The 17,585-nt window shown below is 64.4% G+C and carries 21 protein-coding genes; 9 read left to right on the plus strand and 12 right to left on the minus strand.

From position 1 onward, the window contains the following. Positions 1 to 25: 25 nt before the first annotated feature. The 3 genes from ABHF91_RS02325 (at position 26) to ABHF91_RS02335 (ending at position 2,930) form a co-directional block, all read left to right on the plus strand. Entirely contained in the window at positions 26 to 802 is a 777-nt protein-coding gene (locus tag ABHF91_RS02325) for a transporter substrate-binding domain-containing protein (RefSeq protein ID WP_409421876.1), read from the plus strand. Between the two features lie 85 nt (positions 803 to 887). Beyond that, a complete protein-coding gene (locus ABHF91_RS02330) occupies positions 888 to 1,817 on the plus strand; it encodes a lactate/malate family dehydrogenase (protein ID WP_409421877.1) in 930 nt (309 codons plus the stop codon). 12 nt (positions 1,818 to 1,829) lie between these two features. Next, positions 1,830 to 2,930, plus strand: a complete 1,101-nt coding sequence (locus ABHF91_RS02335; protein ID WP_409421878.1) for an iron-containing alcohol dehydrogenase family protein — start codon at positions 1,830 to 1,832, stop codon at positions 2,928 to 2,930. On the opposite strand, the gene ABHF91_RS02340 is transcribed toward ABHF91_RS02335, so the two are convergent. Further along, positions 2,921 to 3,793 (minus strand): LysR substrate-binding domain-containing protein, encoded by an 873-nt coding sequence (locus ABHF91_RS02340; protein ID WP_409421879.1) that lies wholly within the window; start codon positions 3,791 to 3,793, stop codon positions 2,921 to 2,923. The genes ABHF91_RS02335 and ABHF91_RS02340 overlap by 10 nt on opposite strands. Before the next feature lie 203 nt (positions 3,794 to 3,996). Between ABHF91_RS02340 and ABHF91_RS02345 the strand changes: the two genes are divergently transcribed. After that, positions 3,997 to 4,596, plus strand: coding sequence for an HAD family hydrolase (locus ABHF91_RS02345; protein ID WP_409421880.1), 600 nt, complete (start codon positions 3,997 to 3,999; stop codon positions 4,594 to 4,596). Between the two features lie 50 nt (positions 4,597 to 4,646). Here the strand turns inward: ABHF91_RS02345 and hfq are convergent, their stop codons facing one another. Further along, the gene (gene hfq, locus ABHF91_RS02350; RefSeq protein WP_409421881.1) at positions 4,647 to 5,021 is read right to left on the minus strand and encodes an RNA chaperone Hfq; all 375 of its coding nucleotides are present in this window, start codon (positions 5,019 to 5,021) and stop codon (positions 4,647 to 4,649) included. A gap of 223 nt (positions 5,022 to 5,244) precedes the next feature. On the opposite strand from hfq, the gene ABHF91_RS02355 reads away from it, so the two are divergent. Together ABHF91_RS02355 and ABHF91_RS02360 are read left to right on the plus strand one after the other, a co-directional pair. Next, on the plus strand, positions 5,245 to 5,613 hold the full coding sequence (locus tag ABHF91_RS02355; RefSeq protein WP_409421882.1) for a DUF3302 domain-containing protein: 369 nt from the start codon (positions 5,245 to 5,247) through the stop codon (positions 5,611 to 5,613). A 3-nt stretch (positions 5,614 to 5,616) separates the two neighbouring features. Further along, the gene (locus tag ABHF91_RS02360) at positions 5,617 to 6,750 is read left to right on the plus strand and encodes an HlyD family secretion protein (protein WP_409421883.1); all 1,134 of its coding nucleotides are present in this window, start codon (positions 5,617 to 5,619) and stop codon (positions 6,748 to 6,750) included. Between the two features lie 54 nt (positions 6,751 to 6,804). On the opposite strand, the gene ABHF91_RS02365 is transcribed toward ABHF91_RS02360, so the two are convergent. From ABHF91_RS02365 to ABHF91_RS02395, 7 genes are all read right to left on the minus strand, one after another. Then, positions 6,805 to 7,680 carry an MBL fold metallo-hydrolase gene (locus ABHF91_RS02365; protein ID WP_409421884.1) on the minus strand — a complete coding sequence of 292 codons (876 nt, stop codon included), beginning with the start codon at positions 7,678 to 7,680 and terminating at the stop codon, positions 6,805 to 6,807. Further along, positions 7,670 to 8,107: a PaaI family thioesterase gene (locus ABHF91_RS02370; protein ID WP_409421885.1), complete on the minus strand. Its 438-nt coding sequence runs from the start codon at positions 8,105 to 8,107 to the stop codon at positions 7,670 to 7,672. The genes ABHF91_RS02365 and ABHF91_RS02370 overlap by 11 nt, the downstream gene beginning before the upstream one ends. Then, positions 8,104 to 8,448: a carboxymuconolactone decarboxylase family protein gene (locus ABHF91_RS02375; RefSeq protein ID WP_409421886.1), complete on the minus strand. Its 345-nt coding sequence runs from the start codon at positions 8,446 to 8,448 to the stop codon at positions 8,104 to 8,106. The genes ABHF91_RS02370 and ABHF91_RS02375 overlap by 4 nt, the downstream gene beginning before the upstream one ends. Beyond that, positions 8,445 to 8,654, minus strand: coding sequence for a hypothetical protein (locus tag ABHF91_RS02380; protein ID WP_409421887.1), 210 nt, complete (start codon positions 8,652 to 8,654; stop codon positions 8,445 to 8,447). Before ABHF91_RS02380 ends, ABHF91_RS02375 begins: the two co-directional genes overlap by 4 nt. Next, a complete protein-coding gene (locus tag ABHF91_RS02385; RefSeq protein ID WP_409421888.1) occupies positions 8,639 to 9,103 on the minus strand; it encodes a dinitrogenase iron-molybdenum cofactor in 465 nt (154 codons plus the stop codon). The genes ABHF91_RS02380 and ABHF91_RS02385 overlap by 16 nt, the downstream gene beginning before the upstream one ends. A gap of 81 nt (positions 9,104 to 9,184) precedes the next feature. Further along, positions 9,185 to 10,486, minus strand: coding sequence for an MFS transporter (locus tag ABHF91_RS02390; protein ID WP_409421889.1), 1,302 nt, complete (start codon positions 10,484 to 10,486; stop codon positions 9,185 to 9,187). A gap of 96 nt (positions 10,487 to 10,582) precedes the next feature. After that, positions 10,583 to 11,239 carry a sugar phosphatase gene (locus tag ABHF91_RS02395; RefSeq protein ID WP_409421890.1) on the minus strand — a complete coding sequence of 219 codons (657 nt, stop codon included), beginning with the start codon at positions 11,237 to 11,239 and terminating at the stop codon, positions 10,583 to 10,585. Positions 11,240 to 11,452: 213 nt separating this feature from the next. On the opposite strand from ABHF91_RS02395, the gene ABHF91_RS02400 reads away from it, so the two are divergent. Further along, complete coding sequence (locus tag ABHF91_RS02400; RefSeq protein ID WP_409421891.1) at positions 11,453 to 11,935, plus strand: GNAT family N-acetyltransferase; 483 nt, start codon at positions 11,453 to 11,455, stop codon at positions 11,933 to 11,935. A gap of 38 nt (positions 11,936 to 11,973) precedes the next feature. Beyond that, positions 11,974 to 12,534, plus strand: a complete 561-nt coding sequence (locus ABHF91_RS02405) for an NUDIX domain-containing protein (RefSeq protein ID WP_409421892.1) — start codon at positions 11,974 to 11,976, stop codon at positions 12,532 to 12,534. A gap of 86 nt (positions 12,535 to 12,620) precedes the next feature. Here the strand turns inward: ABHF91_RS02405 and ABHF91_RS02410 are convergent, their stop codons facing one another. From ABHF91_RS02410 to ABHF91_RS02420, 3 genes are read right to left on the minus strand one after another with little or no spacing between them, the layout of a single operon-like run. Further along, on the minus strand, positions 12,621 to 14,153 hold the full coding sequence (locus tag ABHF91_RS02410) for a DHA2 family efflux MFS transporter permease subunit (protein ID WP_409421893.1): 1,533 nt from the start codon (positions 14,151 to 14,153) through the stop codon (positions 12,621 to 12,623). A gap of 11 nt (positions 14,154 to 14,164) precedes the next feature. Further along, positions 14,165 to 15,373 carry an HlyD family efflux transporter periplasmic adaptor subunit gene (locus ABHF91_RS02415; RefSeq protein WP_409421894.1) on the minus strand — a complete coding sequence of 403 codons (1,209 nt, stop codon included), beginning with the start codon at positions 15,371 to 15,373 and terminating at the stop codon, positions 14,165 to 14,167. Positions 15,374 to 15,391: 18 nt separating this feature from the next. Next, on the minus strand, positions 15,392 to 16,834 hold the full coding sequence (locus ABHF91_RS02420) for an efflux transporter outer membrane subunit (RefSeq protein ID WP_409421895.1): 1,443 nt from the start codon (positions 16,832 to 16,834) through the stop codon (positions 15,392 to 15,394). Positions 16,835 to 16,955: 121 nt separating this feature from the next. Here ABHF91_RS02420 and ABHF91_RS02425 point away from each other — a divergent pair, with 121 nt between their 5' ends. Then, entirely contained in the window at positions 16,956 to 17,582 is a 627-nt protein-coding gene (locus tag ABHF91_RS02425; RefSeq protein WP_409421896.1) for a TetR/AcrR family transcriptional regulator, read from the plus strand. The last annotated feature ends 3 nt before the right edge of the window (positions 17,583 to 17,585 follow it).

Genomic DNA, 17,585 nt, shown 5'->3' on the forward strand with positions numbered 1-17,585 from the left:
CCATGCCTCTGAGAAGGAGCTCAACATGAAGAAAATGGGTGCCCTGATGCTGTCCCTGGGTTTGCTGTCCGTGTCTGGTCTGGCGATGGCCGACGCCTTGCGTTTTGGTCTGGAGTCCGAATACCCGCCGTTTGAAAGCCGCACGCCAGCTGGCGAGCTGGTCGGTTTTGATATCGAGCTGGGCAAGGCCGTCTGTGGGGCGGCCAAGCTGGAGTGCAGCTGGGTGGAAAGCAGTTTCGATACCCTGATTGCGGGTCTGCAGGCCAAGAAGTTCGATGCCATCAACTCCGCCATGAACATCACGGAACAGCGCCAGCAGAGTATCGATTTTACCGTCCCCATCTACCGGATCCCCACCCAGTTGGTGGCCCGCGAGGGCACGGATATGGCGCCGACCGCTGAAGGCCTGCAGGGCAAGAATATCGGTGTACTGCAGGGCTCCATTCAGGAGGTCTATGCCAAGACACATTGGGAGCCCAAGGGGGTGACCGTCACCTCTTACAAGGATCAGAACATGGTCTACAGCGACATGCTGTCCGGCCGACTGGACGGCACCCTGGTGATGGCGGCCGCCGGCCAGGCCGGTTTCCTCAGCAAGCCTGAAGGTAAGGGCTTCGCCTTCATCGGTGCCCCGCTGGAAGACAGCAAGATCCTGGGTTCCGGCATCGGGTTTGGTCTGCGCAAGGGCGATGCAGCCCGCAAGGCCCAGCTGGATGCGGCGATTGCCCAGCTCAAGGCGGATGGCACAGTCACCCGTCTGGCGAAAAAGTTCTTCACCGGCTTTGATGTCAGCGTGAACTAGGCCAAGTCTCGTGTTCATCGCGGCCCAGGCAAACTGGGCCGTTTTTTTCCGTCCATTTGGGGTCTCAGGGGCAGGAGTGCAGACGATGGGCTTAGTGCGGATTGGCATCATAGGCACGGGGCATGTGGGGTCCCATGTGGCCAGTGGCTTGCTGTCACGAGGGGTGGGGGATGAGCTGATCCTGCTGGACTCAGATCGCCCCAAAGCCGAACGCCAGGCGCAGGATCTGGCGGATGCCGCCGCCTTTGCCGCCAGACCGGTGCGGATCCGGGCCGGGGACTATCAGGATCTGCAGACCGCCGATCTGGTGGTGGTGTGCGCCAGCGGTCCGCTCTTCAAGGCGGATCGGCTGGAGGAGCTGGCGGATAACCTCGCGATCATGCGGCAGGTGGCCGCCGGGCTCAATGCGCTGGATTACCGCGGTTTGTTGCTGGCGATCACCAACCCCTGCGATGTCCTGGCCTGGTTCCTGGCACAACAGACCCGGGCCAGGGTGATCGGCACGGGCACCCTGTTGGATTCGGCCCGCTTTCGCAGCGCCTTGGCCCGGCAGACGGGGGTGGCACCACAGCACATCCAGGCGTATTGCCTGGGGGAGCACGGGGATAGCCAGGTGCTCGCCTGGAGCGCCGTCAGCCTGATGGGCCTGCCGCTGGCTCATCTGGCGGAACAGTGGCCGGCACGCTTTGGTCGGCTGGACCGCGTGGCCATAACTCGGCAGGTGGTGAAGGCCGGCTGGGACATAGTTCAGGGCAAGGGGTCCACCGAATTTGGCATAGGTGCGGCGACCGCCGAGCTGGCCCAGGCGTTGCTGGGTGACGAGCAACGCATTCTGCCCTGCTCGGTACCGCTGACCGGACAATATGGGCAGACATCGGTGTTTGCCAGCCTGCCCTGTCTGCTGGGGCGGCAAGGCGTGGAGGCCATAGTGCCCTTGCCTCTATCAGCAGCGGAAACGTCGGCGCTGGCGGCCAGTTGTCAGCGCTTGCGTCACTATCAGCAGCAATGTGGTTAAGGGGAGTATGTCATGTCGTCAGTGGCCAATGCGTTGTCTTTTCCCGCCCGCATCCTGCGGGGGCCGGATGCCCTGTCGCGGCTGCGGGCCCAGATCCAGCCGTTGGGGCAGCGGGTGTTTGTCATCGGCGGCAAGCAGGCGCTGGCAGCGGCCATGCCCAGCCTACAGGTGCAGCTGCCCGTGCTGGCGCCCGGGGCCGCTGGCGTCGGCATCATTGAGCAGGCCTGGTACGGCGGTGAGGTGACCGAGGCCAACATTGAGCGGCTGACCCGGCGCGCCGGTGAGCTTGCGGCCCAGGTGATACTGGCGGTGGGCGGCGGCAAGGCGCTGGATACGGCCAAGGTGGTGGCGGAGCAGACCCGGCTGCCGGTGGTGACGCTCCCCACCCTGGCGGCGACCTGTGCCGCCGTCTCGGCCGTCTCCGTGCTGTACGACGAGCAGGGCCACTACCAAGGTCTGTACGGGCTGCAGCGGGCGCCTGAGCTGGTCATTCTGGATCCGGCGCTGATTGCCCGGGCGCCCCTGCGCTGGTTGTCCGCCGGCCTGGGTGACACCCTGGCCAAGTTCTATGAGTTCCGTGCCATCCGTAGCGGGGTACCCGACTGCAGCCTGAACATGGCCGCCTATGTGCAGGGGCAGCTTTGTCATGAGGTCATCGCCCGTTACGGAGCCGAGGCCTGTGAGCTGGTGCGCCGCGGGGCGACCGGCTTTGCACTGGAGCAGGTGATCGATGCCATCTTCGTCTACGCGGGATTCACCTCCATCATGGGGGTGGGGGATCACGTCGCGGCTGCCCATGCCCTGTATGACGGTTTCACCGTGCTGGAGAAGACCCGCCACTTCGGTCACGGCCTGCTGGTTGGCTTCGGCAATCTCTGTCTGCTGGCGTTGGAAGGGCGGGACGATGCTGAGCTGCTGACGGCCATTGCCTTGGCCAGGGAGTGCGGGGTCCCCGTCTGCCTGGCGCAGATAGCGGTGCTCGACCAAGGGGAATTGCGCCAGGTTGCCGAGGCGGCCTGCGGCACACCGGACATGGCCAACATGCCGTTTAGGGTGTCAGCGGATACCTTGGTGGCCGCCATGGTGCGGGTTTCGCGGCTGGCTCAGTCGTGATCCAGCAAGGCGTCGGTCAGTTGGCTGAATTGCAGGCCCTTGTCCAGGGTCGGCCGGGGGCGCAGATAATAGGCGGCCCCGGTGGCAACCGGGGTGGAGCTGGGGAGCATCAGACGCCCCATGCGCAGATCCTCCTCAACCAGATGTCGGTCCGCCATGGCCATGCCACAGCCGCCGATGGCGGCGCTGATCGCCAGATCCATGGTCTCAAAATGCTGATGTTTGCCGGTTTGCGGCAGGGGCAGCCCTTGGCTCTGCAGCCATTGCTGCCAGTCCCGCCTATCCCGGGTGGGATGCAGCAGTGGCATGCCTTCGGGCAGGTTGCCTGGCGTGCTGGGATAGCGGCTGAGCAGTGATGGTGCCACCACTGGGACTATCTGCTCGTCAAACAGCTTCAGATCCCCCGCTTCCGTCACTTGAGCCGTGCGATAGACAATGGCGACATCGAAGGGCTCGCGCTGAAAGTCGATGCCGTGTTCTGTGGTGGTGTGCAGGACTATGTCCAGCTCCGGGTGTTGCTGCTCCAGCTCCTGCAACCGCGGCAGTAACCAGCGCATGGCACAGGTGGGGGCCTTGAGGTGCAATTGACCGGCCGCCTGTTCCAGCCGAGATGCGGCCTGGAGCAGTTGGGTGAATCCGGCGCTGACGTCCGGCAGCAGGGCCTCACCCGCCGCGGAGAGGTGCAGGCCGCGGGCATGACGGTGAAACAGTTGGCATCCCAGGTGTGCCTCCAGGTTGGCGATCTGCCGGCTGACGGCTCCTTGCGTCACACATAATTCATCGGCCGCCTTGGTCAGGTTGAGATGGCGGGCGGTCACCATGAAGGCGTACAGGGCATTGAACGGGGGATGGCGCGGGCTCATGGACGGCTCTCTGGAGGCATGTGTTTTACTCATGCCTGATTATGACAAGCCTGGCGTGGCCAAACAATCGTCAGATGGCGTGCGGCCGGTGCCTTATCCCATCACCAGCCGGGGCATTCAATCCCAGGTTGGTTGCGCCAGGCGATGGCGCTATCGGGTGCAGTTAATTAGAATGTGCCCTTGCTCACACTAAGAGGTGCGCCATGCCGCTTTCTCGCTATGCCGGTTTCATCTTCGATCTGGATGGCACCTTAGTCGATACCATGCCCATGCACCTGGCCGCCTGGCAGCAGGTGGCGGATGAGTTGGGGTTTGCCTTCGATCACGACTGGATGTACCAATGTGGTGGTATCCCGTCACGCAAGATTGCCGTGCTGCTCAATCAGCAGCAGGGACTCAATCTGGATGCCGAGCAGGTGGCTCGCCAGAAGAATCGTTATTACGTCTCCCGTTTACCGGAAGCAAAGGCGTTCCCCGCCATGCAATCTCTGCTGGCCCAATGGCACGGCAAAGTCCCGATGGCGGTGGGTACCGGGTCGCCGCGGGTGAATGCCCAGGCGGTGCTTAAACATACCGGGTTGGCCGGTTACATGAGCGCCGTGGTCAGTGCCGACGATGTGGAGCTGCACAAGCCCAATCCGGATACCTTTTTGCTGGCTGCCGAACTGCTGGGGGTGGAGGCTGAGCGCTGCCTGGTCTTCGAGGACACCCAGATTGGTCTGCAGGCGGCGCGGGCGGCGGGGATGGATTGTGTGTTGATCCAGGACGGGTCGCCCCAGTGGCCGGCGCAGGCGCCGCGCTGAATAAAAAAGCCTCCGTGAAGGAGGCTTTTTTGTGTTCGGTAGCTGATTGCTCAGCTGTGTTCTTCGTCTGATTGACTGCTACTACCGTAGGAGTGACGGCGCTCGTCGCTGCCATAACGATCGGAACCCGGACGATCTGACGGCGGGCGCGGACGGCGGGGGCGCTGGAAGCCGCCTCGTTGTCCCAGCATGGCGATGGTGGAGATCTTGGCCTTGTAGATCATCTGTTGGTTGCCGTTGGCGTCGGTCAGCAACACGCTATACTGGTCGAAGCCGCTGATGCTGCCTTCGAGCTTGATACCGCTCACCAGGAAGATGGCCACGTGACTGCGGTTCTTCCTCAGCCAGTTCAGGGCTGAGTCCTGACCATTGCCCAGGGAGAAAGCCTGCTCCAGAGAGGTGTAGTTTTGATTTTCCGCTGTCATCATCCGATTCCCACGCTTCGAAAGTTTCCCGATTGTCCTTTATGGTCAAGCGGTTGTCAAAGTAATCCAGGGCAGGGCAAACAAGCGCAGCTTTATTTACTGTACAGCTCGCAACTCGTCGTATCTTAGGTGGGCGAAGGTTATCATATGGCGCTGTAATTACGGTTCTGGTTCCGGCTATCTGCCCGCCTGGGACTTAATATGAGGACAAGGAGTGTAAGCCATGTTTCTGGATTACTTTGCTCTGGTGGTGCTGGTGTTTGTCTTGTTGGTTTTCTTCTATGGGGTGATCGCCATTCACGACATCCCCTACGAGATTTCCGTCAAGCGCAATCACCCCCATCAGGATGCCATCCACATCGCCGGCTGGGTCAGTCTGTTTACCCTGCACGTGCTGTGGCCCTTCCTGTGGATCTGGGCCACCCTCTACCGCGAGGATCGCGGTTGGGGCATGGTCAGCCAGGATCATGACAGGATCAGCAAGCTGGAGGCGCAGTTGGCCAGGATGGAGCGGCAACTGCAATCGCAACCGGAGGCGACGACGGCGTCACCGCCCGAACCGGCCACCCCGGTGACGGACAAGGAGGTTTAAGTCATGGATTTGCTGATCATTATGACCTATGCGGCCTTCGCCTATGGCTGTTTCAAGGTGTTCAAGATCCCGGTCAATAAGTGGACCGTACCCACTGCCGTGTTGGGTGGCGTGTTCGTGGTGGCCGGCCTGGTGCTGACCATGAACTACAACCATCCCTACACCTATGTGGCCCAGAAGGCGGTGGTGGCGGTGCCCATCATCTCCCAGGTGGTCGGGGTGGTGGATGAGGTGCCGGTGCGACGCAACGAGCATCTCAAGGCCGGTGACGAGCTGTTTCGTATCGATCCCACCGTCTACCAGGCGCGGGTGGATCGCCTCCAGGCCGATCTGGTAACGGCCGAGCAGTCTGTCGCGGCGCAACGTAGTCAGCTGAGTGTCACCGAGGCTCAGGTGGCGCAAGTGCGGGCCGACCGCGACAAGGCGCTCAAGGATCTGGCGCGATACGAGCGCGCCGCCAAGAAGGCGGTGAATCCCTTCACCGAGCAGGAGGCCACCAACGCCCGGCAGACCTACCTAGCCCAAGAGGCGCGACTCAGTGCCGCCCAGGCGCAGCAACAGCAGATCCAGAGTCAGTTGGATGCTGTGGTGAATGGTGAGAATGCCGGCATCGTCAGCCTGCGGGCCCAGCTCAAGGAGGCGGAGTACAACCTGGAGCGCACCGTGGTGCGCGCCCCCAGCGATGGCTACGTGACCCAGGTGCTGCTGAACAAGGGCAGCTACGTCAACAGCATGCCCATCCGACCGGCCATGTTCTTCATCCCGGATCAGGGGCGGCGAGTGATCGCCTCCTTCCGGCAGAACTCCCTGTTGCGGGTGACGGCGGGGGATGAGGCCGAGGTAGTGTTCACCGGGGTGCCGGGCACTGTGTTCAAGGGCAAGGTCAGGCAGGTGATGCCGGTGGTGCCGGAAGGGGTCTATCAGACCCAGTTCGCCCTGCAGACCATCACCTTCGATGGCCGCAACGGCATACTGGCGGAGATTGAGCTGGATCCCGAGGTGGATGCCTATCATCTGCCGGACGGGGTGGCGGCCCAGGTGGCCATCTACACCCACCACTTCCACCATGTGGCCGTGATGCGCAAGGTGTTGCTGCGCATGACGGGCTGGATGCACTACCTGTATCTGGACCACTAGTCAGGCGCATCGCCAACCCATTAATCGAAACCCTGCCTGGTGCAGGGTTTTTTGTTATGGGCGATGCGGAGCTGTTGATGCGGTTGGCGAAGGGCAAGGGTGCAGCGCAAAGCGATACAGATCCCCGGCTCGGGTGGTGCGGACCTCTGTATCCGGCAGGGCCTGGGCGAGGCGGGGGATCACCTGTTCGCCACTGCAGTGGCCCAGGTAGAGGAAGTCCGGCGCCCAGTGACGCAGCCACTGGCAGGTGAAGGCCAGACGTGCCTCGCTGGCGTGCAGCAGGTGCAGGCCGCCAATCACCCCTGCCAGCCGGGGCAGGCCGGTGAGGGTGAGCAGGTGCTGCACCGTGTTCACCAGACCGGCATGGCCGCAGCCCAGCACCACCACTAGGCCCGCCGGGGTGGCGAGCCAGAGGGACTGCTCATCCGGGATGGGATCGGGTTCTTCTCCTGCCTCATCCCAGAAGAAGGGGCCACCGGCGTCCTCGATGGGATATAGCCTGGGGATGGTGCCACTGCTGCCCAGGCTGGCGGAGAAACGAATAGGCTCTGAGCCCCAATGACCTAGCGGGCCCAGTCGGCACGCCAGATCCCTGGGCATGCCGATCTGGCGCACCGGTTTGCCGGCATGGCGGCTGACCCGGGGGCGCAGGCAGTCGGGATGGCCATGGACCCGGGACAGCAGCGCCTCCGGCAGTTGTGCCAGACCGCCGCTGTGATCCCAATGACCGTGGCTCAGCAGCAGGTGCTGGCAGCGCTGCAAGTCCACGCTCAGGCGGGCGGCATTGCTCAGAAGGCCGGTGCCGCTGCCGGCATCAAACAGCAGGGGGGCCTGGCCGTCATCCAGCCAGCAGCTCCAGCCGTGTTCGGCCAGCAGACCTGGGCCAGCCTGGTTGTCGCACAGCACCTGCAGGGTGAGCTCAGTGGCCATGACCGGATCCCGATCTCAGCGACCGGGTGGGCAGCAGGAACTTGGCGCTGGCCCGGGCCAAGGGTCGCTCTGCCTCACATAGCTCGGCTTCCAGCTGGAACAGGTGACGACGCTGGCTCAGCAGCCGTCCGCTGAGGAGGAGTGGCATTTCCAGGGGCGCCGGGGCCAGGAAGCGCACCTGCAGCTCGGCGGTCAGGGCCTGATGACCCAGGCTGAACAGGCAGTGGGTCATGGCGGCATCCAGCAGGCTGCTGATGATGCCGCCGTGGATGAGCCCCGGGTAGCCCTGATGCTGTCGGCGACCGACAAACTCGGCACTGACCTGGCCCGGAGCCAACAAGGTAAAGCGCAGGGGGCCCAGCGCGCCACACAGGTGGCAATCGGCATGGATCTGCCGGGTCTGCTGGTAGGTGGGTAGGTCGCTCATGCTCCCAGCAGCTCATCCACGGCGGCGCGGGCCTGCACCCCGTAGATCAGGCTGGGGCCCCCACCCATCAGGATGGCCACATCGATGGTGTCGAGCATCTCCTCCCGGCTGGCGCCGGCCTTGAGGGCGGCGGCCACATGGCTGGCGATGCAGCCGTCACAGCGGGCGGCAATGGCGATGCCGGTGGCGATCAGCTCCTTGTGTTTGGCGCTGAGGGCGCCGTCCTTCATGGCGGCCTGATGCAGGCCGAGGAAGGCGTTGAAGGTATCCGGGCTGGCCTCGCGATAGGCGCGACCCAGCTCCCGTTGCGCCTGGTTGATCTGGCGATAGGACTTGCTCATGGGGTTTCCTTGTTCTCGGACGTGGGGCGGTCGGGTTCCTGGATCTGGAACAGATGATCCAGACAGGGGCTGTGGCAACCACACAGCCGGCCATCGGCCGGTGCCCGGCGGCCGTGCAGGCGCAACCAGAAGATCAGGCTGCCGGCAAACAGCAGCAGCAGACCGCACAGGCCGCCCAGCAGCCACTGGCTCAGTGCTGACAACATTTTTTGCCGCTGCCTTGCGCGCCATGACCCTGTTTGCAGCACGCCTGCTCACCGGCGGCGTCATGGTCGTGATGGCAGCACTCACCCTTGGCCTGGTGGTTGACGGAGGGCTTGCCCTGGCTGGCGTCGGTGAGGGTCAGCAGGCCTGGCTGCTCGGGGGAGCCTAGCTGTTCCGGCCGCGGCTGGCGCAGCTTGACCTCCTGTACCAGCAGCTTGCGTTCCAGCAGCTTGCCCAGCATCTGCTGGCCAATGCCGCGCACCAGCACCCGCTCCACCCGGGCGGTGGCCATCAGATCCAGCAGGGCCTGCTTGCCGGCACAGTTGCTATTGAGGGCGGGGTTGGCCACCCGTCCCAGGGACTTGCCCTGTTCATCGATAAACATCAGCTCCGTCGCCTTGGTGAAGTGTTTGGCCAGTTGGTCTTGCTCCATGGGAAGTAAGGTGATCATGGGGAGGGGCTCCTTATTAATTGGCATATGCTACTTTATATGCCTGGAGCGCCCACCCTGCAATCACTTTTTTGCCCGGGCTTAGCCTTTGACCTCGGTCTCGGCTGGCGGGGCTATGTCGGTCTGATCCTCCTCGGGATCCTGGATGGCGTCGGTGGGTATCCGGGGATCCAGATCCGCCGCCAGTGGGGTGTTGGGCGGCACCGCCATATAGCTCTGGTGCTCGTCCATGGGCACCGCCGAACGGACCTTCTGCCGCCAGACGAGATAGAGGGCTAGGCCGCCGGCACACAGGGCGAAGTAGCCGAACAGGCCGCTTTCGCCCACATGGGCCATGGTCTGGGAGGCCAGCAGGGGTCCTATGGTCGAGCCCAGGCTGTAGGAAAGCAGCATGCCCTGGTTGGCGCTGACCATCTGTTCCGGGGTCAGCTCGTCACAGGCGTGACTGAGACTGATGGGGTAGATGGAGAACACCAGGCCACCAAACAGGAAGATGAGCCCGGCCTGTATTTGCGGCTGTGCCAGGTGACTGAGCAGCAATATGGCCAGGCTCAGCAGCGCCACGCCCATCCCCAGCAGGGCCAGGATGCGTCGCCGGTCGAAGCGATCCGACAGGCGGCCCAGGGGATACTGCAGGCAGACGCCCCCCAGGATCACCAGAGCCATCTGGTTGGCCACCTGCTCCAGTGCCAGGCCCTGGCGGGTGAAGAACAGGGGCAGCAGGCCGTAGAGGGCCCCCAGCAGCAGACCCGATGCCATGCTGCTGCCCATGCCGGCCGGGGTCAGGCGCAGCAGGGTGAAGAAGCCCAGCTGGCGCGGGGTTTCGGTCTGGGGCATGCCCACCCGGGTCAGGGCCAGGGGGATCACCGAGAAGGAGGCGCTCATGGCCGCCAGGGCGAAGGGGCTCAGCTGCAGTGGGTCGATATAGCGCAGCAGCCACTGGCCAGCGGCCAGGCCGCCATAGAGCAAGATCATGTAGAGGGCCATCAGCCGGCCCCGGGTGGCGGGGGAGCTGGACACCAGCATCCAGGATTCGATGACCACGAACAGGCCGCCGGTGGCAAAGCCCCCCAGCAGGCGCAACAGGCTCCAGGCCAGGGGATCCACCAGCAGGCCGTGCCACAGGGCCAGGGCGGCCAGCAGGGAGGCATAGGCGGCATAGGCACGGATGTGGCCCACCCGGCTGATGATGCGGGCGTTGACGAAGGAGCCCAGCACCAGGCCGGCGAAGTAGGCGGTGGAGACCAGGCCTATCCAGCCGGCGCTCACCCCCTCGGCGCTCAGCCGCAGGGTCAGCAGGGTGGAGAGCAGACCGTGGCCTATGATGAACAGCACCAGGCTCAGCAGGGGCGAGATGACGGTGGGGGGAACGAAGGCCAGCATGGGTAATCACCTGTGGCGAAGGGGATAGGCCGACCATATTACATTTGTCGGCTGGGCACAAAAAGAGCGGACCCGTTAAGGTCCGCTCATCGTCCATCAGGCGTGATGCAGGCGAAACCAGCCATCCGCCTCGGCCTCGATCTCCAGCTCTGTGAGACCAGGCAGCACCCAGTCCACCTGGGCCAGCTCCGGCAAGTCCGCCGGGGCATGCACCGCCAGCACCCGGCAGCCGGCGGCCAGGCCGGAACGCAGGCCGGCCCCCGCATCCTCCACCACCAGGCAGCTCTCCGCCGGCAGTTGCAGGTGTTCGGCCCCCAGCAGGTAGGGATCCGGCTCCGGTTTGCCCCGGCTCACCTGCTCGGCGGTGATGAAGATCTTGGGGCGGGGCAGGCCGGCCTTGCCGTGGCGGGCATGGGCCACCGGCACCGAGCCCGAGGTGACGATGGCCCAGGGGGCACCCAGGGCATCCAGCCGGTTGAGCAGGGCCAGGGCGCCGGGCATGGCGGTGATGCCGTCCGTATCCTCGGCCTCCACCTTCTCCAGGGCCAGAAACTCCTGGCGCAGGCTGGCCTCGTCGGCCTGGGGCAGGAAGTGGCGCAGGGAGGTGATGGCCTGCTTGCCGTGAATAAAGTCCAGTACCACCTGGGGATCCAGATCATGGGCCAGGGCCCAGTTGCTCCAGGCCCGCTCCACCACCACCAGGGAGTTGACCAGGGTGCCATCCAGATCGAACAGGAAACCTTTACAGCGCATGAAACACTCCTTGAGAAACCGGTTGCGATCTACAGTATGCCCGCAGGCCCGCCAAGAAAACATGGTTAACTGTGCCGGAATGGCATTCCTCTTTTGTGCCGAGCCTTGCCGTCTAACTTATGCCGAGCCGATCTAAGCTTCCCGGCCCTTGGGCCCTTGTTTTGCATTGATTCCCGGTGTCTAGTGACACAGATGTAACCCAAAGGAGCCAAGATGGACTATCGCGTGTTTTGCCCGTCGGATGTACAGGGCGTCGTGGATCTGATACTGCCGATCCAGCAGCAGGAATTTGGTGTGCAGGTGACCCTGGCGGATCAGCCGGATCTGCTGGATATTCCCCACTTCTATCAGCAGGGCAAGGGCAACTTCTGGGTGGCGCTGGACGGTGAAACCCTGGTGGGCAGCCTGGGGCTCAAGGACATTGGCGAGAGGGATCTGGTGCTGCGCAAGATGTTCGTGGCGCCGGCCTACCGCGGCCCCAGCGCCGTGGCGTCGCATCTGCTCACCCAGGCGCTGGACTGGGCTCGCCAGCAGGGGGCGGCGCGCATCTGGCTGGGCACCACGGATCGCTACCATGCCGCCCACCGTTTCTATGCCAAGCACGGCTTTGTGCCGGTGGCGGTGGACAGCCTGCCGCTCCATTTTCCGCGCATGGCGGTGGACAGCCTCTTCTTCAGCTTGAACCTGACGGACTAGCCGCCAATTTTATTCATCACCCTTGAGGACACAGCCCCATGAGCCAGGACACCACAGCGCACAGCCCGGAAATCACCACTCTGGCCAGCCGGGAGATCTACGCCAACCGCTGGATGCGGCTGCGGGAGGACAGCATCCGCCGGGCCGACGGCCAGGAGGGGATCTACAGCGTGGTGGAGAAGCCCGATTTTGCGGTGATCGCGGCGGTGCAGGATGGTCAGATCTACCTGGTGGAGCAGTACCGCTACCCGGTGGCCGGCCGTCACTGGGAGCTGCCCCAGGGGACCTGGGACAAGGATGAATCGGATCCCCTGGGGCTGGCCCGGGCCGAGTTGCAGGAGGAGACGGGGCTGCGGGCCGGCCAGATGCAGTGGGTGGGACACCTCTACCTGGCCTATGGCTTCTGTACCCAGGCCTACGATCTGTTCCTGGCCACAGATCTGAGTCAGGGGCCCCAAGCCCTGGAGCCGGAAGAGCAGGGGCTCATCTGCCGGTCCTTTGCCATCGAGACTGTGCTGGAGCAGGTGCGTGGGGGCCAGTTGCAGGATGCCACCACTGTGGCCGCCCTGGGGTTGCTGCGTCTGAAGGGGCTGATCTAGCCATAAAAAACCCCGCCGAAGCGGGGAAATCGAGAGACACGTAGGCATTCATCTCGGGGCATCAGTGCACAGCACCGTTGGTTTGGTCAGTGCACGGCACTGGTATCCACCGCATGGGTTGGTTTGGGTGCCAGCCAGATGAAGCAGGCGGCGATGCCAAACAGCAGGGCGATGAGCATGAACAGGTGGTTGGTGGCCACCATGACGCTCTGGCCCTGCAGCAGCCAGTCCAGGGTGCCGCGTATCTGGCCGTCGCTGGCGCCGGACAGGGACATGGCTCGTCCCGCCATGCCCGACTGATCCGTCAGCCCGGCCAGCTCCGCATGGACGTAGCGACTCTGCCGCTCCCAGCCGGTGTTGACCATGGAGGTGGCGAAGGCGCCGGACAGAGTCCGGATGAAGTTCATCAACCCCGCCGCCGAGTCCATCTCCCGGGGCAGCACGGCGCCCAGTGCCAGGCCGGTGAGGGGCACGAAGAACAGCGGCATGCCGATCCCCTGGAACAGCATAGGCAGGCTGATCTGCCAGAAGGTCATGTCCATGTTGGCGTGGCTGCGATACAGGGTCCATAGCCCCAGCCACAGCACCCCGGCGAACACCAGGGGCCTGGGATCCATTTTGGTGGCCAGGTTGGCGATGATGGGCGCCAGGAACACCGCCAGCACCCCCATCATGGCGGTGGAGTAACCCGCTATGGTGGCCGTGTAGCCCATGTAGATCTGCAACCACAACGGCGTCAGTACCGTGATGGCGAAGAAGGCACCAAACGCCAGTGCCAGTGTCATCATGCTGCTGCGGTAGCCCCGATGGCGGAATACCCGCAGATCCACCACAGGGTTCTTCTCCGTCAGCTCCCAGATGAGGAAGGCGGCAAAACCGATGGCTGCGATGATCCCCAGGGTGACGATGCGGCTGGACTCGAACCAGTCGTGATCCTTGCCCTCATCCAGCATGATCTGCAGGGCGGCCACCCAGACGATGAGCAGCCCCAGCCCTATCTTGTCGATGGGCAGCTTGCAGGTCGGCATCTCGAAGCGGCGCAGCAGCTGCCAGCACATGAACCCCGCCGCCAGGGCAAAGGGCGCCTTGACGTAGAAGATGTAGGGCCAGCTGTACTGATCGCAGAGGATCCCCCCCAGGATGGGGCCCATGATGGGCGCTACCAGGGTGGTCATGCTCCACAGGCCGATGGCGGCATGACTCTTCTCCTTGGGGAAGATGCGCAGCATCAGGGTCTGGGAGAGGGGCATCAGGGGGCCGCCGGAGAAGCCCAGAAACACCCGGAACAGCACCAGCATGTTCATGCTGGTGGCCATGCCGCACAGGATGGAGAAGAGGCCGAACAGGATGAAGCAGGTGACGAACACCCGCACCGCCCCGAAGCGACTCGCCAGCCAGCCGGTGAGGGGCACGGAAATGGCCTCCGCCACCGCATAGGAGGTGATCACATAGGTGCCCTGGCTGGTGGAGGTGCCCAGGCTGCCGGCGATGTTGGACACGGACACGTTGGCGATGGTGGTATCCAGGATGGCCAGAAAGTTGGCCATGGCCAGCATCAGGGCGCCCAGGGCCAGTTGCCCCCCTTGCAGGGGGGCGGGTTCGCGGTGAGCAAGTTCCATGGACTACCTCGTTACTCCTGGCGCTGGGCCTGAGGGGCGTTGCTGGCTAGGGCCGGGCCGGTCACCTCGACCGAGGTGTCGATTGTGGCTTCCATGGATAGCCCCACCTCCAGCGGACGAGCGGCCAGCTCCTGGGTGTCCAGCTCGATGCGCACCGGCAGCCGTTGTACCACCTTGATCCAGTTACCGGTGGCGTTTTGCGCCGGGATCATGGAGAAGGCGGAGCCGGTGCCGCCGGAGAAACCGGTCACCACGCCGTGGTAGATCTGGCTGTCACCGTACAGATCCGCCACCACTTCCACCGGTTGGCCCACCTTGACCTTGCTCAGCTCCACTTCCTTGAAGTTCGCATCCACATGCACCGTCTGCAGCGGCACCACGCTCATCAGGGGTTCCCCCACCTGCACCCGCTGGCCGACCTGCACCTGACGTTTGGCCACCACGCCGTCCACCGGGGCACGGATCTGGGTACGGGCCAGGTCCACCTGGGCTTGTTCGAAGCGGGCGCGGGCCAGTTGCACCTCTGGGTTGGTTTCCACCGTGGTGTCCATGATCAGGCTGGCGTTGGCCTTCTTGGAACCGACGGAGGAGAGGCGGTTGGCCTGGCTCTGGGCGCTGGCGGCCTTGGCGGCATCCAGGTTCGCTTCGGCCTGGGCCAGGGCGTTCTTGGCGTTGGTCAGCTCTTCGCCGGAGACGGAGCCGGAGGCCACCAGGGCCTCACGACGGGTCAGATCCACCTTGGCCCGGGCCAGATCCGCCTGGGCGGCCAGCAGCTGGGCGGCGGCGCGCTTCTCGTCGGCTTCCCGCGCCTTGATTTGGGCGGCCAGCATCTCGTCGTTGGCCAGGTAGCTGCGCACATGGCGGCGTGCCAGGGACAGGTTGGCCTCGGCCTGGGCCAGGGCCAGACGGGCGTCCGTGTCATCCAGGGTCACCAGGACATCGCCCTGCTTCACCGCCTGGGTGTCCACCACGGCCACCGTCTGAACTATGCCACCTACCGCCGGGGTGACGGCGGCCAGTTCGGTGGCGGTATAGGCGTTGTCGGTGCTGACGTAGCGGCTGCCCACCAGCCACCACCAGCTGCCGTAACCGACTGCGGCCAGGGCCACCACCAGGGCCAGACCGGCGAAGCCGCGCTTGCGCTTGGCGGCCAGTTGGCGTTGCTCAAGTTGTTCATCCACCGGATCTTGGGTGGGGGAGACTGCGTGTATCTGGGTCATGAGCGGGATCGTCCGTTGTCAAGAAGAGGTTGCCTGGCTGCCGCCGCCCAGGGCGTGCACCAGATTGATGTCGAGGGCCAGGGCCCGGGCCTGTAGGTTCACCAGCTGCTCCTGGCTCGCCAGCAGGGATTGTTCGGCGCTGAGCACATCCAGGTAGTTGGCCAGCCCCCCCTGGTAGCGGTGGTTGGCGATGTCGTAGGCCTGCTGGGCCGCATCCACCGCCGCCTGGGTGCGCTGCAGACGGGCCCCCAGGGCCTGGCTGCTGCTGACTGCATCCGCCACCTGCTGCAGGGCGGTGATCAGGCTGGCGTTGTACTCCGCCACCGCCTGTTCATAGGCCGCCTTGGCGCTATCCAGCTGACCTTCCAGCCGGCCTGAGCTGAACAGCGGCAGGTAGAGGGCCGGGCCTATGCCGCCGGCACTGGAGCCGGCGGCGCTCAGGTTTTCCAGTCCCAGGGCCTGGGTACCGATGAAGCCGCTCAGGCTGATGTTGGGGTAGAACTGGGTCTCGGCCACACCGACCCGGCTGGCGGCAGCTTCCACCTGCCAGCGCGCGGCTGTGATGTCGGGTCTGTGGCCCAGCAGATCCACCCCCGCGGCGGCGGGCAGGCCGAAGCGGCTGCTCAGCGCCAGGGCCGGACGCTGCAGGCTCAGGCCCCAGTCAGGGCCCTTGCCCACCAGGGCGGCCAGGGCATGGCGCTGCAGGCTGATGGCTTCGTCGATGGCCAGCATGTTGGCCTCGGCACTGGCGGCCAGAGACTCCACCTGGCGCACCGAGCCCATGGTCTCCAGACCGTTGCGCTGGCGGTCCTGGAACAGGGTCACGGTTTCCTGACGGATCTTCAGGGCGGTGGCAGCGGTGTCCCGGGTGGCGTACAGACGAGCCAGCTCGGCATAGGCCTGGGCTAGCCCGCTGGTGAGCAGGCGACGAACATCCGCCTGCTGGGCCTGGGCGGCGGCCAGTTCGGAACGGGCGGCGGCCACCTGGGCATGGTGTTTGCCCCAGAAGTCCAGCTCGTAGTTGAAGCTCAGCAGGCCGGAGCCGTAGGTGTTCCAGTCCCGGGGCACGTAGTCGTTGCCGTTGTTGTAGCTGATCTTCTGCTGGGTGATGGCGCCGCTGGCGCTGATGTCCGGTCCCAGTACGGCACCGGCTTGGCGGGCGGCACCCTGGGCCTGGGCCAGGCGGGCCCGGGCGACGGCCAGGGAGGGGGAGTCGGCCAGGGCCTGGGTCATCAGGTTATCCAGCTGGGGATCTTGATAGCGGGTCCACCATTGCTGCACGGGCCAGCTGTCCTGACGGGCACCGGTCAGACTCTGGCTGCTGGCGAGCTGGTCGGCTTGCAGCAAGGGTGTGTCGGGCAGGGTTGGCTGGTGGGCACAGGCGGCCAGCAGCAGGCTGCTTAATAACGGAGTGAGCCGGCAACGCAACAGGCGTCCGACTCGCGGTTGTGGATTAGGCATGGATGAGGGGCTTCCTACACAGTTTGTATGGTTATAACTGTACTGTACGGTACGGTTGTAATTTGACAAGCCCGCCTAGTCAAGGAAAACTAACGCGTCTTTATCACCCCGGAGAGGCAGCATGCGCGTCAAGAGCGAGGCCAAGCGGCAGGCCATCCTGGATGTGGCCCGGGAGGCCTTCACCCGCCAGGGATTTGAAACCACCTCTATGTCGGCCATCGCCAGTGCGGTGGGGGGCTCCAAGGCCACACTGTATAACCATTTCAGCTCCAAAGAGGCGCTGTTCGAGGCGGTGATGCTGGAGTTCGGTCGGCATATGCACATCGCGGATGCTTTCTCCGAACTCAATGATCAGGTGGAGCAGGTACCGCAACTGCACCAAGCGGAGCTGGCACCGCAACTGCAGCGGCTGGGTGAACATTACCTGCGCTTTATGCTGCACCCCGAGGTGATGGCGTTGCGTACCGTGGTGTTGCACGAGGCGGCGCGCTCCCAGGTGGGACGCAGCTACTATGCCCTGGGGCCGGAGAAGGGCTGGAAACTATTCAGCCAGTTTCTGCAGTGTCAGCAGGCGCGGCTGGCGTGTGATGACCCCTGGATCTGTGCCATGCACTTCAAGGGGCTGCTGGAGGCGGAACTGATCGAACCCTGCAGCCTGGGTGCACGGCCGATCCCGGCCGAAGACGAGCTGGTGCAGGTGGTAGCCCGGGCGGTGCGGGTGTTTATGACGGCCTACAGCCGTTCCTGACGA

It is taken from the genome of Pseudaeromonas aegiceratis (assembly GCF_046254905.1).
Lineage (GTDB): Bacteria > Pseudomonadota > Gammaproteobacteria > Enterobacterales > Aeromonadaceae > Pseudaeromonas > Pseudaeromonas aegiceratis.